This is a genomic window from Micromonospora sp. NPDC048839, from assembly GCF_040649915.1.
Taxonomy (GTDB): domain Bacteria; phylum Actinomycetota; class Actinomycetes; order Mycobacteriales; family Micromonosporaceae; genus Micromonospora.
In genome coordinates, this window is record NZ_JBEZGL010000028.1 from 25,869 (window position 1) to 43,561 (window position 17,693).

A 17,693-nucleotide genomic window follows, 5' to 3' on the forward strand; every position below is an offset into this window, starting at 1 on the left:
GGCTTGACCGGACGGCCTACGGTGTCGACCATGTCCCTTCGTGCGGCGCGCCTGCTGGTCTGGCCCTTCGCCGTGGCCGCGTTCGCCCTGCGGGTGTGCGCGGAGCTGTGGTTCAAGCCCCTGACCTGGCAGATCGATCCGAAGGGCGTCGCCTTCCTGGCGTGGTTGGCCGTCCTGTCCGGCACGCTCCTGGTGCCGTGGGTCGGCTACCGCCTGATGACCAGGAGCAACCGGGGGCCCGCGACCTGGCAGGTGGACGCGGAACGGAACCGCTTCGTCGCGCCGGCGAGCCCGCGGTGGATGGGCACCTCGTCGATGCTCCTTGGCTGGTTCGCGGCGGCCTTCGTGCAGACCGAACGGATTGCCGGCGAGGATCGTGCGCAACTCGTCCAGACAACGGGGATGCTGGCGCTGGCCATCGCTGTCCCGGCCGTCGTGCTGGGAGGCATCGCGCTCACCCTGCTGCTGAACCGGCCACTCCTCACCCTGGACCGCGACGGCATCACCGCACAGGGCTTTGTCCGACGAACCTTCCTACCCTGGGATCGCCTGGCCCCGGGGGGTCCGCCTCCTCCGACCCGGAAGGCCGCGAGCATCCCCCTGATGCAGGTGCACCCGGTGCCGGGCAAGCCGCCCTACCCGTATCCGCTGGCGGCCGGACGGCTGCACGTGGACCCGGGGCTCCTCGCCAACACGATTCGGCAGTACGTGGAGCACCCCGAGCACCGCACGGCCATCGGCACCCCACGAGAACTAAATCGGCTGCACGACACCCTGAGGTGACACCGTCCGCACCCTCAGCGGGCGGGTCCTCGCCGGTGAGCCCGTCCACCGACTCCGACGGTGGCCCGTCCATCCCGCGTGGACACGAATAGAGTTCCGTCGGTGAAGCCACTGTCGGTCCCGCTGGACCTGGGAGTTCAACCGTCGCCCGCCGGCAACTGCGCCACTTCCTGGTGGTCTGCCACGAAGACCTCGTCGAGGTCCTCGCCGACGAGGTGAGCGTCGAGGTGTTCGACACGTCGTTCGAGGAGGTGGCGATGCACGCCCTACGGCTCAACATGGGCAGCAGCCTCTGATGCGGCACGAGACCCTCGTCGGGCTGTGGGAGAGCGGCCCGTATGACTACGGGGCGTTGGAGTCCAGTTGGGTGTGCCTTCGTAGTGACGGCACCGGCTGGAGCGCGTGGGCCAACGCCGCTGGTGGCGCTTCGGTGAGTCGGTTGAGCTGGAGTTGCCCCGAGGACGGCGTGTTGGAGCTGCGATACCACTGGACCGCCTCCGGCAGCGGTCGACCAAGCACCCCGCCCGACCTGGTGGACATCGACGAGGAGGGCCCGGACGACACGCTGGTGCGGACCTGCTTCGTGGTTCGCCGCGACACCCCACCGCTGGTGGATTCGCCCGTCACCAGCCTCCATCTGGACGCAGCCGTCGAGTCCGCGCATCACTTCGCGCTCGTCGCTCGGGACGAGACCCCACTCAGACGTCAGGGCAGTTCGTAGCCGGCTTCCTCGACGGCGGCGCGCACCTCGGCGATGTCGAGAGGTCGGTCGCTCGTCACCGTGGCGGTGTCGCCGTCGACGTCCACCGCCACGTCGGTGACACCGGGAATCCGCTCGATCTGCTCGGTGACGAAGCCCGCGCAGTGCCCGCAGGCCATACCGATCACGCGATAGCTGCTGACGGTCATGTCGACAGCTGCGCCTCGTCGCTGGCCCGGACGGGAACGGCACGGGTCAGCATGTGCGCCTGACGCATCCGCCCGTCGGCAGCGAACTGCCCGAAGAAGTACACGTCCACGCTGCCCTCCCGTTTGGAGGTCTGGAAGTGCAGGGTGTAGCGGGCGGCGATCCGGTCCCCGTCGGCGATCGCCTCGTGCACCTCCCACCGTGCGCCGGTCTGGTGCTTGCGGGCCGGGCGGGTGTGCGCGATGAGCTTGGCGCGGTCCATCAGGTGGCCGTCGGCGACCTGCACAATGTCGGGCGTGTGATAGCGGTCCACGACCGTCGCCGGATCTTCGTCGCCGCGGACCAGATCGTGCATGAAAGAGGTGAAGAAGTTGCCGATGAACTCCTTCGGGCTGATGCCATCGAGACCACCCATGTCACCCACCATCGGCTCGCGATCCAGCGAATCTTTACAGCTTGTAAAATATCGATCCTCAACAACTTTGGCAAGGTGTAAGAGATGAGTGGTTCAGCGGACCAGAGGCAACGCGCCGACGCCCGCCGCAACAGCGGTGCGATCCTCGACGCGGCGATCCGACTGCTCGACGCGCAGCCCGACGCCAGCCTCGACGCCATCGCCGGCGCCGCCGGCGTCACCCGGCAGACCGTCTACGCCCACTTCCCGTCTCGCGAGCACCTGATGACGGCCGTCGTTCGACGGATCACCGACGAGGCCGTCGCCGCGATGGACGCCGCCGAGCCAGACCGAGGATCTGCCACGGACGCGCTGCTCCGCGTCCTCGAAGCCGGCGCGCAGACCGCCGGACGCTATCCGGTCCTGATCCAGCAGATCGCGTCGCTGCCGGCAAGCCCGCAGGTCGACGAGGAACGCCACGCGCCGGTCGCCGATCGGATCGACCGGGTGATCCGGCGCGGACAGGCGAGCGGCGAATTCGACAGTGGACTTCCGGCCGGGTTGCTCGCCGCGATCACCATCAAGATTGGCCACGCCGTGGGCGAGGAGGTCGACGCCGGCCGGTTGTCCCGGGCCGAGGCCGCCGACGCGCTGCGTACCGTCCTGATCAGGCTGCTGCGACCCAGCGGTGATCATGCGGGACGGTGAGGTGAGGCCGTGGCCGAGCGTCGGTCGGCGACGATGGGCGACATGGCTCGGCTGAGGAAACCGAAGACGTGCGACGACCGACCTGGGGAGGCGCGGTGACGCAGCGCTCGCCGCACCAGCGGGGCCGGTGCCCCGTCTGCAAACGCGTCGTACCCCTCACCGCTGAGGGAGACGTGGCGCGGCACAACGGCACCATTCGCGCCTACGCCCCGCCCGAGGAGTGCCCCGGGAGTGGACAACGAGCGGAAGCCACGGGGCCGTGAGCAGAGGCGCGGCCCGGCGTCGTGGGCTGGGCCAGGAGACGAAAAGGGCCGCCGGATCACCGGCGGCCTTCTCGCTTGCTGGTCTGAGGGTGTGGGCGCGGCAGGTTTCGAACCTGCGACCCCCCGCTTGTAAGGCGGGTGCTCTCCCACTGAGCTACGCGCCCGGATCGCCCGTGCGGCGGGCCGGTGGCTGGCAAGCTTACCTGCTCGCCGCCGGCCCTGGCGCACGGCGTACTCCGGTCAGCCGGTCACCTCGGCGATGGCCTTGCGCCAGCCCTGCTGGTCGCGGGCCTCGCCCGGGCCGTTCATCTCGGCGAAGCGGACCACGCCGGCCTTGTCGATGACGAAGGTGCCCCGGTTGGCGATGCCGGCGACCTCGTTGAAGACCCCGTACGCCTGGGCGACGGCGCCGTGCGGCCAGAAGTCGGCAAGCATGGGGAACTGGTAACCCTCACGGTCGGCCCAGATCTTGTGGCTGTAGACCGAGTCGACACTGATCGTCAACACCTGGACGTCGTCGTTCGCGTACGCGTCGAGGTTGTCCCGCACCTCGCACAGCTCAGCCTGGCAGGTGCCGGTGAAGGCGAGCGGGTAGAAGACCAGCAGGACCGAGCGCCTGCCCCGGAAGTCCGACAGCCGGACCTCCTGGTTGTTCTGGTCCTTCAGGACGAAGTCCGGCGCCTCGGCACCAACCTCGATGGGCATGCGTACTCTCCTCGGGGGTCGAGTCGTGATACGGCGCCAGCCTGCCACCCGACGGCACGGACCGCCGGGCTGCGAAGCGGCGCGGGCTACTTCTTGGCCTTGGCCCCTCGGCGCAGCACGAGACGTGCGCCGCTCCAGTCCCGGCCGGCGTTGACGGTCGAGGTCTGCTGAAGGCCGGCGGTGGGCGCGGACTCCGCGACCTCGCTCGGCTCGACGTGCCCGTCACGCCCCGCCTTCGGGGTGAGGAGCCACACGACCCCGTTGTCGGCCAGCGGGCCGAGGGCGTCGACGAGAAGCTCGAAAAGGTCACCGTCGCCCTCGCGGTACCACACCAGCACGGCGTCGACCACCTCGTCGGTGTCCTCGTCGACCAGATCTCCACAGCGGTCGGTCAGGGCGTCTCGGAGATCCTGGTCGACGTCGTCGTCGTACCCCATCTCCATGACGACCATCCCCGGTTCGATTCCGAACCGGTCCGCCAGGCTGCGTACCCCGTCGGCGGCCTGACCAGCGGTCGCGCTCACTGTCGCGTGCCTCCTCATCTCGTCCCTGCTCGCGGCGTCGGTGCGACGGCCGTCAGGCAAAGTCCACACAGTTGTTGGTCCGCGCGCAAGTGGCGCACCGGGTGGAACGGAATTTACCGTGCCAGCAGCGTACGGGCACCGTCGGTAATGGCTTCCGCGGAGACCAGTACGTGACGTGCTGCCGGACCTAATGGTACAAACGAGTCAACTCCCGCTACTCGACGTGCGGCACCGACATATCCGGCGTCGACCAGGGCGGCGATGACCCCCTCGCCCACCCCGCCGGATCGGCGCGTCTCGTCCACCACCAGCACCCGGCCGGTCGCCGACGACTCCCGGATGATGTCGGCCACCGGCAACGGCGCCAGCCAGCGCAGATCCACCACCCGGGTGCCCACCCCCTCCTCGGCGAGGACCGCCGCGGCCCGCAGCGACATCCGTACCCCGTTACCGAAGGTGATGATGGTCAGGTCGTCGGAGGAGCCGACCCGGTAGACCCGGGCCCGGCCGATCGGCACGTGCCCGGACACCCACGCGCCCGGCTCCGGATAGCCGGCCAGCCACTCCCCGTCGCCCTCGGCATACAGATCGCGCGTGTGGTAGAGCGCGATCGGCTCCACGAACACGCACACGCTGCCGTCCACCGCCGCGCTGGCCAGGCAGGTCCGCAGCATCGGTGCCGCGTCGTCCGGCCGCGCCGGGACCGCGACCACCAGACCGGGCACATCCCGGAGTACGGCCACCGAGTTGTCGTTGTGGAAGTGCCCGCCGAACCCCTCCTGGTACGCCAACCCGGCCACCCGGACCACCATCGGGTTGCGGAACGCCCCCCGTGAGAAGAACTGCATGGTGGCCGCCTCGCCGCGCAGTTGGTCCTCCGCGTTGTGCAGGTACGCCAGGTACTGGATCTCCGGCACCGGCAGCATCCCGGCCAACCCGGCACCGAGGCCCAACCCGAGGACCGACGTCTCGTCGAGCAACGTGTCGAAGACCCGGGCCGCCCCGAAACGGTCACGCAGCCCCTTCGTCACCCCGTACACGCCGCCCTTGGCCGCCACGTCCTCGCCGAAGATCGCCATCTGCGGGTGGTCGAGCATCCCGTCGGCGAGTGCCGCGTTGATGCTCTGCGCCAGGGTCATCGGCCCGGCCAGCTCCGGCGGCTTGCCCCCGAACGCCTCGGCCCGGGCACCGGCCCCCGGCCCGCTGGCCCGCGCCGCGGCGTCGCCCACCGCCCGCGCCACCCGCACCGGACGGCGGGGCGCCAGCGCCGACACCACGTCGGCCGCGGAGGCCAGCTTCGGCTCGCCCAGCACCTCCTCGGCCAGCCGGCGTACCTGCCAGCCGGTCTCGTCGTACCGGGCCAACAGCTCCTCGCCGGTGGCCACGCCGGCGTCGACGAGCAGCCGCGCGGTGGCGACCACCGGGTCCCGGTCCAGGTCCTCGGCCAGTTCGGCCGCGCTCCGGTACGCCGACTCCGCGTCCGCCCCGGCGTGTCCCATCAGCCGTACCGTCCGCAGGTGCAGCATGGCCGGCCGCCGGGTACGGCGCACCCAGGCCGCGGCCTCCGCCGCCGCCGCGTACGTCTGCACCGGGTCGGCCCCGTCCGCGCTGAAGTAGCGGATGCCCGGCCTGGCCCGCAGGGTGGCCTCGACCCAGCCCTCAGGTGTTCGGACGCTGATGCCCAGCCCGTTGTCCTCACAGACGAAGAGCACCGGGATACGCAGCTTGGCGTGGTCGTACCACCCGGCGGTGTTGAACGCCGCGGTGGCGCTGGCGTGGTTGACCGAGGCGTCGCCGAAGGAACACACCACGATCGCGTCCGGGGGCCACGGGGCGGCCGCCGGGGCCGCGCCACTGCCGACCCCGGTACGTCGCCCGGCGTTGTCCAGCCGGCGCAGCCGCTGCACGGCCAGCCCCATCCCGACCGCGCGGGGCAGGTGCGAGGCGATGGTGGAGGTGGTCGGCACGATGGCCAGATCGGCGCGGCCGAACACCTTGTGCCGGCCGCCGGCGATCGGTTCCTGGCTGGAGGCGACCATCCCCCGCAGCACGTCCCGGGCCGCGTCCACATACGGCGCGAACCCGCCGGTGGGCGACTCGGACCCGATGAGGTGGGCGTCGGTCGGCTCGGAGTGGGTCAGCTCGGAGTGCCTCGGCTGCTCGGGATCGATGAGCCGGTCAGGGTCGGTCGGGCGCTCGGTCGGGCGCTCGGCGGACAGCTCGGTCGGGCGCTCGCTCGGCGGCTCGGTGTCGGTCAGCCGCTCAGATCCGGACGGTACCGATCCGGACGGTACCGACCCGGACGGTACCGACCCGGACGGTACGGACCCGGGCGGCGTCGGCTCGGCGGTCGATGCTGAGTTGGCGGCGGCCTGCGCGGCCCGGACGCAGTAGAAGGCGCCGGAGCGGTAGTGCAGCAGCGCCGGATCGGTGGGGCGCAGCGCGGCGGCGACCGCGGCGTTGCCCTCGTGCCCGGCCGACCCGATGGTGTAGAAACCCTCCCCGAAGCTGCGCAGCCAACGGCCGGCCAGATCGAGCTGCCGGCTGGTCACCTGCGCGTCGAACAGGTCCAGCACCTGCGCGCCGGTCAGTGGAGCATCGTCGCTGACCGGGTCGGCGGGATCACGTCGCCGCCCCGCGGCGGGCAGCGCCGCCAGGGTCTCCCGGAACCGGTCGTCGAGATCTTGCGGGGTTGTCACGTGGGACAGCATTACCGACGAGGGCCCTGGTCGCCCAGTGGGACACGGTCGGCGCGTGTCGACTCACTCCGGCCCGCAGGGCTCCAGACGGTCACCGGAGGACACCTTCCGGACCAGGTCACGAAGGGTGCTCAGCTCCCGGTCGGTCAGGCCGGACAGGAGTCGGGAGTCGGACATCACCTCGGTCACCCGGTCCCGTTCGACGCGTCCTCGCTCGGTCACCACCAACGTCTTCTGCCGACGGTCCGCCGGGTCGGTGCGGCGCTCGACCAACCCGGCCTGCTCCAGCTTGTCGACCAGCATGGTCACGTTCGACCTGTCGCAGCCCAGTCGGCCGGCGAGGTCACGGGCGGGCAGCGGGTGGTCCGGGTCCAGTTCACGCAACGCCCGGGCCGCCGCCGGCGTGAGCCCCAGCTCGGCGAACGCGGAGCCCTGCCGGTGACGCAGGGCGTCGCTCACGTGGGCCATCCGGCGCAGCACATCGGCGGCGAGATCAGCCCGGTCCACCGGTCCACCTGCTGCGGAACCCACCCCCTGCGTCACGGCCACATCGTACGCACGGCGCTCGGTCGCGGAGGTCACGACGAGGCTCGGCGACGACTGGACCCGGTGGAGACCGCAGCCCGGCACGGGCTGACCCCGGCAGGCACCGCACCCCGCGAGGTTGCCGGCGGAAACGGACCGACCTGGCCGACCGTCGAGGCGAGCCCTGCGCCGCCACACGGACCGGAGCCTCAAGATCCGCGCAACATCAGGGATGGTGCTGCCTCGGTCAACGTCGAGGCAGCACTATCGGGGAAGTTGCGCGGATCTTGAGGGCGCAGGGCCGCGATCAGCCGGCAGAGGGGGCGAGATCCCCTCCGCCCCGCGCAAAATCATGGATGTAGTGGCCTCCCGTCTGCCCGAGACCACTACATCCCTGATCGAGCACGATCTTGGCCCGCGGCCCGCGGCCCGCTGCCCGCGGCCCGACGCCCGCGGCCCGACGCCCGCGGCCCGACGCCCGCGGCCCGCGGCCCGACGCCCGACGCCGGACGGACGCCCGACGCCGGACGCCCTAGGGCAGATCAGCCGGGGAGGAACGAGAAGCGGACCTGGCGGGTCGGGTTGTCGCCGTTGGTGTCGACGAGACAGATCGACTGCCAGGTGCCGAGCGCGAGCCGGCCGCCGAACACCGGCAGCGTGGCGTACGGGGGGACGAGCGCCGGCAGCACGTGGTCGCGGCCGTGGCCGGGTGAACCGTGCCGGTGCCGCCAGCGGTCCGTCGTGGGCAGCAGGTCGTCCAGCGCGCTGAGCAGGTCGTCGTCGGAGCCCGACCCGGTCTCGATGATCGCCAGACCGGCGGTGGCGTGCGGCACGAAGACGTGCAACAGGCCGTCGTCCTCGCCGGAGACGAACTGCTGGGCCTCTGCGGTGATGTCGCGGACGGTCGGGCGTGTCCCGGTCTGGACGGTGATGACGTCGCTGCGCATACGTCGCATTCTGCCGCAGGCAGGAGTCAGGAGCCGCCGCCACCGCCACCCGAGTCGCCGCCACCGCCACCACCGGAACCGCCACCGCCGGACCAGCCACCACCGTCCGACCCGCCACCGCCTCCGGACCAGCCACCGCCGTCGGACCCGCCACCGCCTCCGGACCAGCCACCGCCGTCGGACCAGCCCTCGGCGCCGGTGCCGCTCCCGTAGTCGCCCGTGCCGCTCCCGTAGTAGGTAATTGGGGTGTAGGTGCCCTCGTGCCTGCGGCGCTGACCCGGCACCGGCCGCGCCCTCCCGGGGGCCGGAGCCCGCAGGCCGCCGCGCGCCTGGACCGCGCCGAACACCACGGCGGCCAGACCGAAGATCACAACCGGGAGTACGGCGGGGTCACCCGACAGCAACACCCATGTTCCGGGGATCGCCGCGAGGGTCCCGACCACCAGAAGCGCACCGCCCGCAGCCACTCGTCGCCCGTTCATGCCGTCACCATAAAAGGCCCAGACAAGGGGTCGAGGGCACTCCGTAGCGCTAAGTTACCGGCGGGTACCTGTGTTCAGCATCGCGTCCGGGGGACCTAGACGTGACGAGGGGTGCCACCAGGGGGCAGGATGGCGCTAGAGACCTATCCCACACACAACCGAGGGAACGCCTGTGGCTACGGAACGCAAGCGCCCGGTGATCAGCGACGGCCTACCGAGCCAGCTTCCGGACATCGACCCTGAAGAGACAAGCGAATGGGTCGAGTCGCTTGACGGTGTCATCGACGAACGCGGTGCCAAACGCGCCCGCTACGTCATGCTGCGCCTGCTGGAGCGGGCCCGTGAGCGCCAGGTCGGGGTTCCGCCCCTGACCACCACCGACTACATCAACACCATCCCGTCGGAACGCGAACCGTGGTTCCCGGGTGACGAGCACGTCGAGCGGCGGATCCGGGCGTACGTCCGGTGGAACGCCGCGATGCTGGTGCACCGGGCGCAGCGCCCGGAGATCGGCGTCGGCGGGCACATCTCGACCTTCGCCAGTTCGGCGTCGCTCTACGAGGTGGGCTTCAACCACTTCTTCCGGGGCAAGAACCACCCGGGCGGCGGCGACCACATCTTCTACCAGGGCCATGCCTCCCCCGGCATGTACGCGCGGGCGTTCCTGGAGGGGCGGCTCAGCGAGCACCAGCTCGACGGGTTCCGCCAGGAGTTGTCGCATCCCGGCGGCGGGCTGCCGTCGTACCCGCACCCGCGGCTGATGCCGGACTTCTGGGAGTTCCCCACCGTCTCGATGGGTCTCGGCGGTCTGAACGCGATCTACCAGGCCCGGTTCAACCGCTACCTGCAGCACCGCGGCATCAAGGACACCTCGCAGCAGCACGTCTGGGCGTTCCTCGGCGACGGCGAGATGGACGAGCCGGAGACGCTGGGCGCCATCGGCGTGGCCGCCCGCGAGGAGCTGGACAACCTCACCTTCGTGATCAACTGCAACCTCCAGCGGCTGGACGGCCCGGTCCGGGGCAACGGCAAGGTCATGCAGGAGCTGGAGTCGTTCTTCCGGGGTGCCGGCTGGAACGTCATCAAGGTCGTCTGGGGCCGGGAGTGGGACCCGCTGCTCGCCGCGGACACCGACGGCGCGCTTGTCAACCTCATGAACACCACGACCGACGGCGACTACCAGACCTACAAGGCGGAGTCGGGCGCGTACGTGCGGGAGCACTTCTTCGGCCGCGACGCGCGGACCCGCAAGATGGTCGACCCGCTCAGCGACGACGAGATCTGGAACCTCAAGCGGGGTGGGCACGACTACCGCAAGCTCTACGCGGCCTACAAGGCGGCTACCGAGCACACCGGTCAGCCCACCGTCATCCTGGCGAAGACGATCAAGGGCTGGACGCTCGGCTCGCACTTCGAGGGCCGCAACGCGACCCACCAGATGAAGAAGCTGACGCTTGAGGATCTGAAGACCTTCCGCGACCGGCTCTACCTGGACATCCCGGACAAGGCGCTGGAGGACAACCCCTACCTGCCGCCGTACTACAACCCGGGTGAGAAGTCCGAGGAGATCCAGTACCTGAAGGAGCGGCGCGAGCAGCTCGGCGGCTACCTGCCGTCCCGGCGCACCAGCACCAAGCGACTGACCATCCCCGGTCCGGAGCGGTTCGCCGACATCAAGCGCGGCTCGGGCAAGCAGAAGGTGGCCACCACGCAGGCCTTCGTCCGCCTGCTCAAGGACATCATGAAGGACAAGGAGTTCGGCAAGCGCTGGGTGCCGATCATCCCGGACGAGGCCCGTACCTTCGGTCTCGACTCGATCTTCCCCACCGCCAAGATCTACTCGCCGCACGGTCAGCGCTACACCTCGGTCGACCGGGAGCTGTTCCTGTCGTACAAGGAGTCGACCACCGGGCAGATCCTGCACGAGGGGATCAACGAGGCCGGCTCGGTCGCCTCGTTCACCGCCGCGGGTTCGGCGTACGCGACGCACGACGAGCCGATGATCCCGATGTACATCTTCTACTCGATGTTCGGGTTCCAGCGGACCGCCGACGGGCTCTGGGCGGCAGCCGACCAGATGGCGCGGGGCTTCCTGCTCGGCGCCACCGCGGGTCGGACCACGCTCAACGGTGAGGGCCTCCAGCACGAGGACGGGCACTCGCTGCTGATCGCCGCGACCAACCCGGCCGTGGTGGCGTACGACCCGGCGTTCTCGTTCGAGATCGCGCACATCATGGAGCAGGGTCTGCACCGGATGTACGGGGACGCGCAGGAGAACGTCTTCTACTACCTGACGGTCTACAACGAGCCGACGCTGCAGCCGGCCGAGCCGGCCGACGTGGACGTGGAGGGCCTGCTCAAGGGCATCTACCGCTACGCGCCGGCACCGGAGGTCGACGGCCCGAAGGCCAACGTGCTCGCCTCGGGCACCGGCATGCAGTGGGCGCTCAAGGCCCAGCAGTTGCTCGCCCAGGACTGGGGGGTGGCCGCCGATGTCTGGTCGGTGACCTCCTGGACCGAGCTGCGCCGCGACGCGGTGGAGACCGAGGAGTACAACCTCCTCAACCCGGGCGCCGAGGCGAAGGTGCCGTACATCCAGCAGAAGCTCGCCGACGCGGACGGACCCAAGGTCGCGGTCAGCGACTTCATGCGGGCGGTACCGGATCTGATCGCCCGCTGGGTACCCGGCGACTACACGTCGCTCGGCACCGACGGCTTCGGCATGTCGGACACCCGGCACGCGCTGCGCCGGCACTTCCACGTCGACGCGGAGTCCATCGTGGTGGCCACGCTGCGGCAGCTTGCCCGTAGCGGTGCCGTGGCGGCCAGCGTGCCGGCCGAGGCCGCCAAGAAGTACGCGATCGACGACGTCAACGCCGCCCCGGTCGGCGAGACCGGCGGCGACAGCTGATCCAGCACCATCGAGGAAGGGCCCGGCGCACACGCGCCGGGTCCTTTTTCGGTACGACCCCACTGGCGTCGATCAGGTGGCACCGCCACTCGGTGATCGCGAGCCGGAAGCGGCGGCGGTCCGGGGTCCCTGGCGGGGATCCGGACCACCGCCGTCGCGGGTGACGCCGGGAGGATGGGCGCTCGTCAGCCGACGGCGGCCAGGTCGGTGAGCCGGGCCAGCGAATCCTCCAGGTCGGCGCCGACCCGACGCAGTCCGAGGCGCAGCAGGGCTGCCTTGACCGGGCCGGCCGGCCAGCGGACCACGATGAGCCGCACGATGGTCCCGCCCTCCTCCTCGTCGGTGGTGAGCTGGACGTAGATCTCGGTGCGCGCCTCCGCCCGAGAGCCCGCGCCCTTGGCCCGTTCTCGCCAGCCGATCAGCGTCGGCTCCTGGTAGGCGATCACCTCGGCCTCATGCGCCGAGCCGCGCCCTGCCTGGACCAGTTGTCGCCGGCCGAAGCCCTCTCCCGAGAGCACCTCGGCCGCGCGGACGCCCGCCAGCCAGGCCGGCAACTGCTCGGCCCGCTGGACGACATCCCAGACCACTTCAATTGGCGCCGCCACGTGCGCACTGCGTTCAACGAGGATCATTTCCGTCTTTCCTCCGGTGAGGACATCCCACGATATCGGCACTCTATGCGCTAAATCGGACTTACCTGGACGGGTTCGGAAAAAGACACGCCGATCAACCATTGCGGATTGCGCCAACCCGGCCTATGGCGCATTGATGGAGAGCGTCCTAAAGTCCCGAGCACGTTTCACGTTGACCGGGAGGACGCATGTCGACCGCACCGATGCCGGAGTTCCCCGCTGGCTTCCGTTGGGGCGTATCCACCTCGGCCCACCAGATCGAGGGCGCCGCCACGGCCGACGGTCGCGGAGCGTCCATCTGGGACACGTTCGCGCACTCCCCGGGACGGATCAGCGACGGCAGCAGCGGTGCGGTCGCCTGCGACCACTACCACCGGTACGCCGAGGACGTCGCGCTGATGTCCGGCCTCGGCGTCGGCGCGTACCGGTTCTCCATCGCCTGGCCCCGGGTGCGGCCCACCGGCGCCGGCCCGGCCAACCCGGCCGGCCTGGACTTCTACGACCGCCTGGTGGACGAGCTGCTGGCCGCCGGAATCGACCCGGTGGCGACCCTCTACCACTGGGACCTGCCGCAACCCCTCGAAGACGCCGGCGGCTGGCTGCACCGCGACACCGCCGCCCGGTTCGCCGAGTACGCCGACCTGACCGCCGCCCGGATCGGCGACCGGGTTCGGCTCTGGATCACCCTGAACGAGCCGTTCATCCACATGAGCCTCGGGTACGGCATGGGCGAGCACGCCCCCGGCCGGGCGCTGCTCTTCGACGCCTTCCCGGCCGCCCACCACCAACTGCTCGGGCACGGGCTCGCGGTGACCGCGCTGCGCGCCCACACCAGCAGCCCGGTGGCGATCGCCAACAACTACTCGCCGGTGCGGGTGCTCGGCGACAGCGACGCCGACCGGGCCGCCGGAGCGGCGTACGAGGCGCTGCACAACCGGCTCTTCACCGACCCGCTGCTCGGCCGCGGCTACCCGGAGCTGCCCGGCCTCGACCCGAGCGTCGTGCGCCCCGGCGACCTCGACACCATCGCCGCGCCGATCGACGTGCTGGGGGTCAACTACTACAACCCCACCGGCGTACGGGCCGCCGAGGAGGGTTCGCCGCTGCCGTTCGACCTGGTGCCGCTGGACGGCTATCCACGGACCGCCTTCGACTGGCCGGTGGCCCCCGACGGGCTGCGCGAACTGCTCGGCTGGCTCCACGACACCTACGGCGACGCACTGCCGCCCATCGAGATCACCGAGAGCGGCTGCGCGTACGACGACGCACCCGACGCGGACGGGCAGGTGGCCGATCCGGAGCGGATCGCGTACCTGGACGGGCACCTGCGGGCGGTCCGGGCCGCCATCGACGACGGGGTGGACGTCCGCGGGTACTTCGTCTGGTCGCTGCTGGACAACTGGGAGTGGGCCGAGGGGTTCACCAAGCGCTTCGGTCTGGTGCACGTCGACTACGCCAGCCAGACGCGTACGCCGAAGTCGTCGTACACCTGGTTGCGGGACGTGATCGCGGCCTCCCGGGACGGGTCGGCGCGGTGACCACCCTCGACCCGACGCCGGCGTCGCTGCCGGCGGCGCTCGCCGAGCCGACGGTGCCGGTACGACGCGGCTGGATCAGTTTGATCTTCGCGGCCAACCTCGGGGTGTGGATGGCGTTCTTCACGCCCATCCAGGTGCTGCTGCCGCAACAGATCGAGCAGATCGCGCCCGGCGACAAGGAGAACATGCTGGCGGTGGTCACCGGCCTCGGCGCCCTGGCCGCGGTGCTCGCCAACCCCCTCGCGGGGGCGTACTCCGACCGGACCTGCCTGCGGGTGGCCGGCCGGGAGTTCGGCCGCCGGCACGTCTGGACCGCGGGCGGGGCGCTGCTCGGCGCGGTGGCCCTGGTGCTGCTGGCCCAGCAGCGGACCATCCTCGGGGTAGCCCTCGGCTGGGTGGCCGCGCAGGTCTGCTTCAACGCGATGCTGGCCAGTCTCAGCGCGGCCATCCCCGACCGGGTGCCGGTCACGCAACGCGGTGGTGTCTCGGGTTGGGTGGGCATCCCGCAGGCGCTCGGGCTGGTGCTCGGCGCGGTGCTGGTCACGGCCGTGGTCACCGGCAACGCGGCCGGCTACCTGGCCATCGCGGTGGCCATCCTGCTGCTGTCGCTGCCGTTCGCGCTGCTCACTCCCGACGAGCCGCTGCCGCGTACGCATCGGCCCGTGGTGCGCACGCGGGCGCTGCTGGCCTCGATGTGGATCAGCCCGCGCCGACACCCGGACTTCGCCTGGGCCTGGATCACCCGGTTCCTGGTCCAGCTGGGCAACGCCCTGGGCACCCTCTACCTGCTGTACTTCCTCACCGACGGGGTGCGCCATCCGGACCCCGAGGGTGGGCTGCTGGTGCTGATCCTGCTCTACACGCTCGGCATGATGCTGACCGCGGTGGTCGCCGGCCGACTCTCGGACCGCTCCGGCCGCCGCAAGATCTACGTCATCGTGTCCGGACTGATCATGGCGGTGGCGGCGCTGCTGCTCGCGGTCGCCCCGGTCTGGCCGATGGCGATCGTCGCCGCGCTGCTGCTCGGCGCCGGCTACGGCGTCTACCTCGCCGTGGACGCCGCGTTGATCACCCAGGTGCTGCCCCGGGCCACCGACCGGGCCAAGGACCTGGGCGTCATCAACATCGCGAACTCGGCGCCGCAGGTGCTCGGCCCGGCCCTGTCCGCCCCGCTCGTGGTGTACCTGGGCGGTTACCCCACGCTCTACGCGGTCACCGCCGTGGTCACGCTGGTCGGCAGCGCCCTGGTGGTGAAGATCCGCTCGGTGCCGTGAGTCGAGGCCCCTGGCGGAATGCGGTCGCGGACCGCCGTAGGCTGGGGGACGTGACGGTACGTGTGCGCTTCGCCCCCTCCCCGACCGGTATGTTCCACGTCGGCGGTGCCCGCTCGGCGCTGCAGAACTGGATCTACGCCAAGCAGCAGGGCGGGGTGTTCGTGCTGCGCGTCGAGGACACCGACGCGGCGCGCAACAAGCCCGAGTGGACCGAGGGCATCCTCTCCGCGCTGGACTGGATCGGCATCTCCCGGGGCAGCTACGAGGGTCCGTACTTCCAGTCGGAGAACGCCGGCGAGCACCGGGCCGCCGCCGCTCGCCTCTACGACTCGGGTCGCGCCTACTACTGCGACTGCACCCGCGAGGACGTGCAGGCCCGCACCGGCTCCCAGTACCAGGGCTACGACGGCTACCACCGCGACCGTGGCCTCGGCCCGGGTCCGGGCAACGCACTGCGCTTCCGGACGCCCGACGAGGGCACGACAGTGGTGGTCGACCTGATCCGCGGTGAGCCCACCTTCGAGAACAAGCTCATCGAGGACTTCGTCATCGCCCGCGGCGACGGCTCCCCGGTCTTCCTGCTGGCCAACGTCGTCGACGACATGACGATGGGGATCACCCACGTGATCCGGGCCGAGGAGCACCTGCCCAACACGCCCAAGCAGCAGCTGCTCTGGGACGCCCTCGGCGTCAAGCCGCCGATCTGGGCGCACGTGCCGGTGGTGGTCAACGAGAAGCGGCAGAAGCTCTCCAAGCGCCGGGACAAGGTCGCCCTGGAGGCGTACCGCGACGAGGGCTACCTCGCCGGCGCGATGCGCAACTACCTGATGCTGCTCGGCTGGGCACCGTCGGGCGACCGGGAGATCGTCCCCTGGTCGGTCATCGAGGACGAGTTCCGGCTGGAGGAGGTCAACCCCTCCCCCGCGTTCTTCGACGAGAAGAAGCTGCGCGCGTTCAACGGCGAGTACATTCGGGCGCTATCCGTGCCCGACTTCATCGACTCCTGCCAGCCGTGGTTGACCGGCACCGGGACCATCGCGCCGCCGCCGTGGCAGCCCGAGGAGTTCGACGCCGACGCGTTCGCCGCGGTCGCCCCGCTGGCCCAGACCCGGCTCGCGGTGCTCAGCGAGATCGTGCCGAACGTCGACTTCCTGTTCCTCGCCTCCCCGCTGATCGACGAGGCCGCCTGGGCCAAGACGATGAAGGACGGCTCGGCGGAGCTGCTGGACGCCGCCATCGCGGCGTTCGAGACGCTGGCCTCGTGGGACGCCGAAGCGCTGAAGTCGACGCTGGAGGCGGTCGGCGCCGAGCGTGGCCTCAAGCTCGGCAAGACCCAGGCACCGGTACGCGTCGCGGTCACCGGCCGCACCGTGGGCCTGCCGCTGTTCGAGTCGCTGGAGGTGCTCGGTCGCGAGCGCACCCTGACCCGGATGCGCGCCGCCCGACTCCGCCTGGTCTGACTCCCGCCAGCACGCCCGGTGCGCCGGGGTAGCCGGGCCTACCTGCCTCGTCGCCTTTGCTCTGCTTCAACCGGCGCACCAGAAACGTGCGCCGAGTGTTGCGTGCGTTGAAGCAGAGCAAAGGTGACAACGGGGTGTCCGAGGGTGGCCAGGCCCTGGGTCGGGCTCAGCCGCGGGAGGCCCGACGGCGAATCAGCAGGCCGCTCACCAGGGCCGCGAGCAGCACCAGCGCGCCGAGCGCCCAGAGCCACAGGCGCTGAGCGGAATTGGCGCGCTCCTGCGCCAGGGGCACGACCGCCGTCGGGGTGACGTCCGGTGCTGCCGAGGCCGGCCCGGCCGACGGCGAGCCGACCACAGCACCAGGCGTCACGGCAGTGCCACCACCCGCCGACGGCAACGCGGACGGGCTCGCGGACGGATTGGCGGCGGTCCCGGTCGTGAGGGTGAACCGCACCTCGCCCTTCACCGGGTGCCCATCGCTGGACGCCAGCTGGTAGCCGACGATGTAGAGCCCCGCGGCCGCCGGCGTGAACGGCACTCGCACACGCTTGCCGGCGAAGACGGGTGGGCCGCCAGCGACCACATTGTCCGGTCCCGTTATTGTGATCTTCGTCGTAGCCGGTGCGGGCGTGGCGAGGAACCGCAGCTCGATCCGGGCAGGCGCCGTCGCCACGCGGGCACCGTCGCGCGGATCGCTGCCGGTCAGCGAGTTGTGCGCGGCGGCCGGAGTGGCCGGCACCAGAAACGACACACCGAACGCCACGCCGAGCACCACTGGCACGACCCGCGCCATACGTGTAACCCTGCCCCCCATGAACCCCTCCGTAAGGGTACGATCCGCCCGCTGATCAAACGGCTCCTCATTAGTCGAGCAGAGATCGCAGATAGTTCCAATTACTGTTCCAGAAGCTGCAACTCATCGACGTTTTGCGGAGTCTGTA

General features: G+C 70.7%; 17 protein-coding genes, 1 tRNA gene and 2 pseudogenes. 8 read left to right on the forward strand and 12 right to left on the reverse strand.

The genetic code is table 11. The features are described 5' to 3' along the window. Nucleotides 1-30: 30 nt before the first annotated feature. From AB0C25_RS33605 to AB0C25_RS33615, 3 genes are all read left to right on the forward strand, one after another. Complete coding sequence (locus tag AB0C25_RS33605; protein ID WP_357378752.1) at nt 31-783, forward strand: hypothetical protein; 753 nt, start codon at nt 31-33, stop codon at nt 781-783. 173 nt (nt 784-956) lie between these two features. Beyond that, nucleotides 957-1,079, forward strand: a complete 123-nt coding sequence (locus AB0C25_RS33610; RefSeq protein ID WP_357378754.1) for a hypothetical protein — start codon at nt 957-959, stop codon at nt 1,077-1,079. Further along, on the forward strand, nt 1,079-1,504 hold the full coding sequence (locus AB0C25_RS33615; RefSeq protein WP_357378756.1) for a hypothetical protein: 426 nt from the start codon (nt 1,079-1,081) through the stop codon (nt 1,502-1,504). The genes AB0C25_RS33610 and AB0C25_RS33615 overlap by 1 nt, the downstream gene beginning before the upstream one ends. Here the strand turns inward: AB0C25_RS33615 and AB0C25_RS33620 are convergent. Together AB0C25_RS33620 and AB0C25_RS33625 are read right to left on the reverse strand one after the other, a co-directional pair. Next, the gene (locus AB0C25_RS33620) at nt 1,489-1,692 is read right to left on the reverse strand and encodes a heavy-metal-associated domain-containing protein (protein WP_357378758.1); all 204 of its coding nucleotides are present in this window, start codon (nt 1,690-1,692) and stop codon (nt 1,489-1,491) included. The genes AB0C25_RS33615 and AB0C25_RS33620 overlap by 16 nt on opposite strands. Further along, on the reverse strand, nt 1,689-2,105 hold the full coding sequence (locus AB0C25_RS33625; protein WP_357378760.1) for a nuclear transport factor 2 family protein: 417 nt from the start codon (nt 2,103-2,105) through the stop codon (nt 1,689-1,691). Before AB0C25_RS33625 ends, AB0C25_RS33620 begins: the two co-directional genes overlap by 4 nt. Nucleotides 2,106-2,189: 84 nt before the next feature. Here AB0C25_RS33625 and AB0C25_RS33630 point away from each other — a divergent pair, with 84 nt between their 5' ends. Further along, nucleotides 2,190-2,792, forward strand: coding sequence for a TetR/AcrR family transcriptional regulator (locus AB0C25_RS33630; protein WP_357378762.1), 603 nt, complete (start codon nt 2,190-2,192; stop codon nt 2,790-2,792). A 355-nt stretch (nt 2,793-3,147) separates the two neighbouring features. Here the strand turns inward: AB0C25_RS33630 and AB0C25_RS33635 are convergent. From AB0C25_RS33635 to AB0C25_RS33670, 8 genes and pseudogenes are all read right to left on the reverse strand, one after another. Next, a tRNA-Val gene (locus AB0C25_RS33635) sits at nt 3,148-3,219 on the reverse strand. Nucleotides 3,220-3,295: 76 nt separating this feature from the next. Then, a complete protein-coding gene (locus AB0C25_RS33640; protein ID WP_357378764.1) occupies nt 3,296-3,760 on the reverse strand; it encodes a peroxiredoxin in 465 nt (154 codons plus the stop codon). A gap of 86 nt (nt 3,761-3,846) precedes the next feature. Next, nucleotides 3,847-4,284: a DUF3052 domain-containing protein gene (locus AB0C25_RS33645; RefSeq protein WP_145779555.1), complete on the reverse strand. Its 438-nt coding sequence runs from the start codon at nt 4,282-4,284 to the stop codon at nt 3,847-3,849. Between the two features lie 113 nt (nt 4,285-4,397). Continuing rightward, nucleotides 4,398-6,350, reverse strand: a pseudogene (locus tag AB0C25_RS33650) (thiamine pyrophosphate-dependent enzyme); the annotation flags it as partial. A gap of 306 nt (nt 6,351-6,656) precedes the next feature. After that, nucleotides 6,657-6,995 (reverse strand): annotated as a pseudogene (locus tag AB0C25_RS33655) (transketolase); the annotation flags it as partial. A gap of 51 nt (nt 6,996-7,046) precedes the next feature. After that, nucleotides 7,047-7,451, reverse strand: coding sequence for a MarR family winged helix-turn-helix transcriptional regulator (locus tag AB0C25_RS33660; RefSeq protein WP_357378832.1), 405 nt, complete (start codon nt 7,449-7,451; stop codon nt 7,047-7,049). A 599-nt stretch (nt 7,452-8,050) separates the two neighbouring features. Then, the gene (locus tag AB0C25_RS33665) at nt 8,051-8,455 is read right to left on the reverse strand and encodes a YjbQ family protein (RefSeq protein WP_357378767.1); all 405 of its coding nucleotides are present in this window, start codon (nt 8,453-8,455) and stop codon (nt 8,051-8,053) included. A 26-nt stretch (nt 8,456-8,481) separates the two neighbouring features. Next, nucleotides 8,482-8,937: a hypothetical protein gene (locus AB0C25_RS33670; RefSeq protein ID WP_357378769.1), complete on the reverse strand. Its 456-nt coding sequence runs from the start codon at nt 8,935-8,937 to the stop codon at nt 8,482-8,484. A 172-nt stretch (nt 8,938-9,109) separates the two neighbouring features. Here AB0C25_RS33670 and aceE point away from each other — a divergent pair, with 172 nt between their 5' ends. Then, nucleotides 9,110-11,848, forward strand: a complete 2,739-nt coding sequence (gene aceE / locus AB0C25_RS33675; protein ID WP_357378771.1) for a pyruvate dehydrogenase (acetyl-transferring), homodimeric type — start codon at nt 9,110-9,112, stop codon at nt 11,846-11,848. A gap of 185 nt (nt 11,849-12,033) precedes the next feature. Here the strand turns inward: aceE and AB0C25_RS33680 are convergent, their stop codons facing one another. Beyond that, nucleotides 12,034-12,480 carry an SRPBCC domain-containing protein gene (locus tag AB0C25_RS33680; protein WP_088988232.1) on the reverse strand — a complete coding sequence of 149 codons (447 nt, stop codon included), beginning with the start codon at nt 12,478-12,480 and terminating at the stop codon, nt 12,034-12,036. 188 nt (nt 12,481-12,668) lie between these two features. On the opposite strand from AB0C25_RS33680, the gene AB0C25_RS33685 reads away from it, so the two are divergent. The 3 genes from AB0C25_RS33685 to gltX are packed head-to-tail and all read left to right on the forward strand — an operon-like array spanning nt 12,669 to nt 16,752. After that, nucleotides 12,669-14,018, forward strand: coding sequence for a GH1 family beta-glucosidase (locus tag AB0C25_RS33685; protein WP_357378773.1), 1,350 nt, complete (start codon nt 12,669-12,671; stop codon nt 14,016-14,018). Further along, on the forward strand, nt 14,015-15,292 hold the full coding sequence (locus AB0C25_RS33690) for an MFS transporter (protein ID WP_357378775.1): 1,278 nt from the start codon (nt 14,015-14,017) through the stop codon (nt 15,290-15,292). The genes AB0C25_RS33685 and AB0C25_RS33690 overlap by 4 nt, the downstream gene beginning before the upstream one ends. 50 nt (nt 15,293-15,342) lie before the next feature. Beyond that, the gene (gene gltX / locus AB0C25_RS33695) at nt 15,343-16,752 is read left to right on the forward strand and encodes a glutamate--tRNA ligase (protein WP_357378777.1); all 1,410 of its coding nucleotides are present in this window, start codon (nt 15,343-15,345) and stop codon (nt 16,750-16,752) included. 166 nt (nt 16,753-16,918) lie between these two features. Here the strand turns inward: gltX and AB0C25_RS33700 are convergent, their stop codons facing one another. Continuing rightward, nucleotides 16,919-17,545 (reverse strand): copper resistance protein CopC, encoded by a 627-nt coding sequence (locus tag AB0C25_RS33700; protein ID WP_357378779.1) that lies wholly within the window; start codon nt 17,543-17,545, stop codon nt 16,919-16,921. Nucleotides 17,546-17,693 lie beyond the last annotated feature (148 nt).

Bases quoted from the DNA above. Each gene is read 5' to 3' on its own strand.
- AB0C25_RS33605 (WP_357378752.1), top strand. From the start codon at position 31: ATGTCCCTTCGTGCGGCGCGCCTGCTGGTCTGGCCCTTCGCCGTGGCC.
- AB0C25_RS33615 (WP_357378756.1), top strand. From the start codon at position 1,079: ATGCGGCACGAGACCCTCGTCGGGCTGTGGGAGAGCGGCCCGTATGAC.
- AB0C25_RS33620 (WP_357378758.1), bottom strand. From the start codon at position 1,692: ATGACCGTCAGCAGCTATCGCGTGATCGGTATGGCCTGCGGGCACTGC.
- AB0C25_RS33625 (WP_357378760.1), bottom strand. From the start codon at position 2,105: ATGGGTGGTCTCGATGGCATCAGCCCGAAGGAGTTCATCGGCAACTTC.
- AB0C25_RS33630 (WP_357378762.1), top strand. From the start codon at position 2,190: ATGAGTGGTTCAGCGGACCAGAGGCAACGCGCCGACGCCCGCCGCAAC.
- AB0C25_RS33640 (WP_357378764.1), bottom strand. From the start codon at position 3,760: ATGCCCATCGAGGTTGGTGCCGAGGCGCCGGACTTCGTCCTGAAGGAC.
- AB0C25_RS33660 (WP_357378832.1), bottom strand. From the start codon at position 7,451: ATGGCCCACGTGAGCGACGCCCTGCGTCACCGGCAGGGCTCCGCGTTC.
- AB0C25_RS33665 (WP_357378767.1), bottom strand. From the start codon at position 8,455: ATGCGCAGCGACGTCATCACCGTCCAGACCGGGACACGCCCGACCGTC.
- AB0C25_RS33670 (WP_357378769.1), bottom strand. From the start codon at position 8,937: ATGAACGGGCGACGAGTGGCTGCGGGCGGTGCGCTTCTGGTGGTCGGG.
- AB0C25_RS33680 (WP_088988232.1), bottom strand. From the start codon at position 12,480: ATGATCCTCGTTGAACGCAGTGCGCACGTGGCGGCGCCAATTGAAGTG.
- AB0C25_RS33685 (WP_357378773.1), top strand. From the start codon at position 12,669: ATGTCGACCGCACCGATGCCGGAGTTCCCCGCTGGCTTCCGTTGGGGC.
- AB0C25_RS33700 (WP_357378779.1), bottom strand. From the start codon at position 17,545: ATGGCGCGGGTCGTGCCAGTGGTGCTCGGCGTGGCGTTCGGTGTGTCG.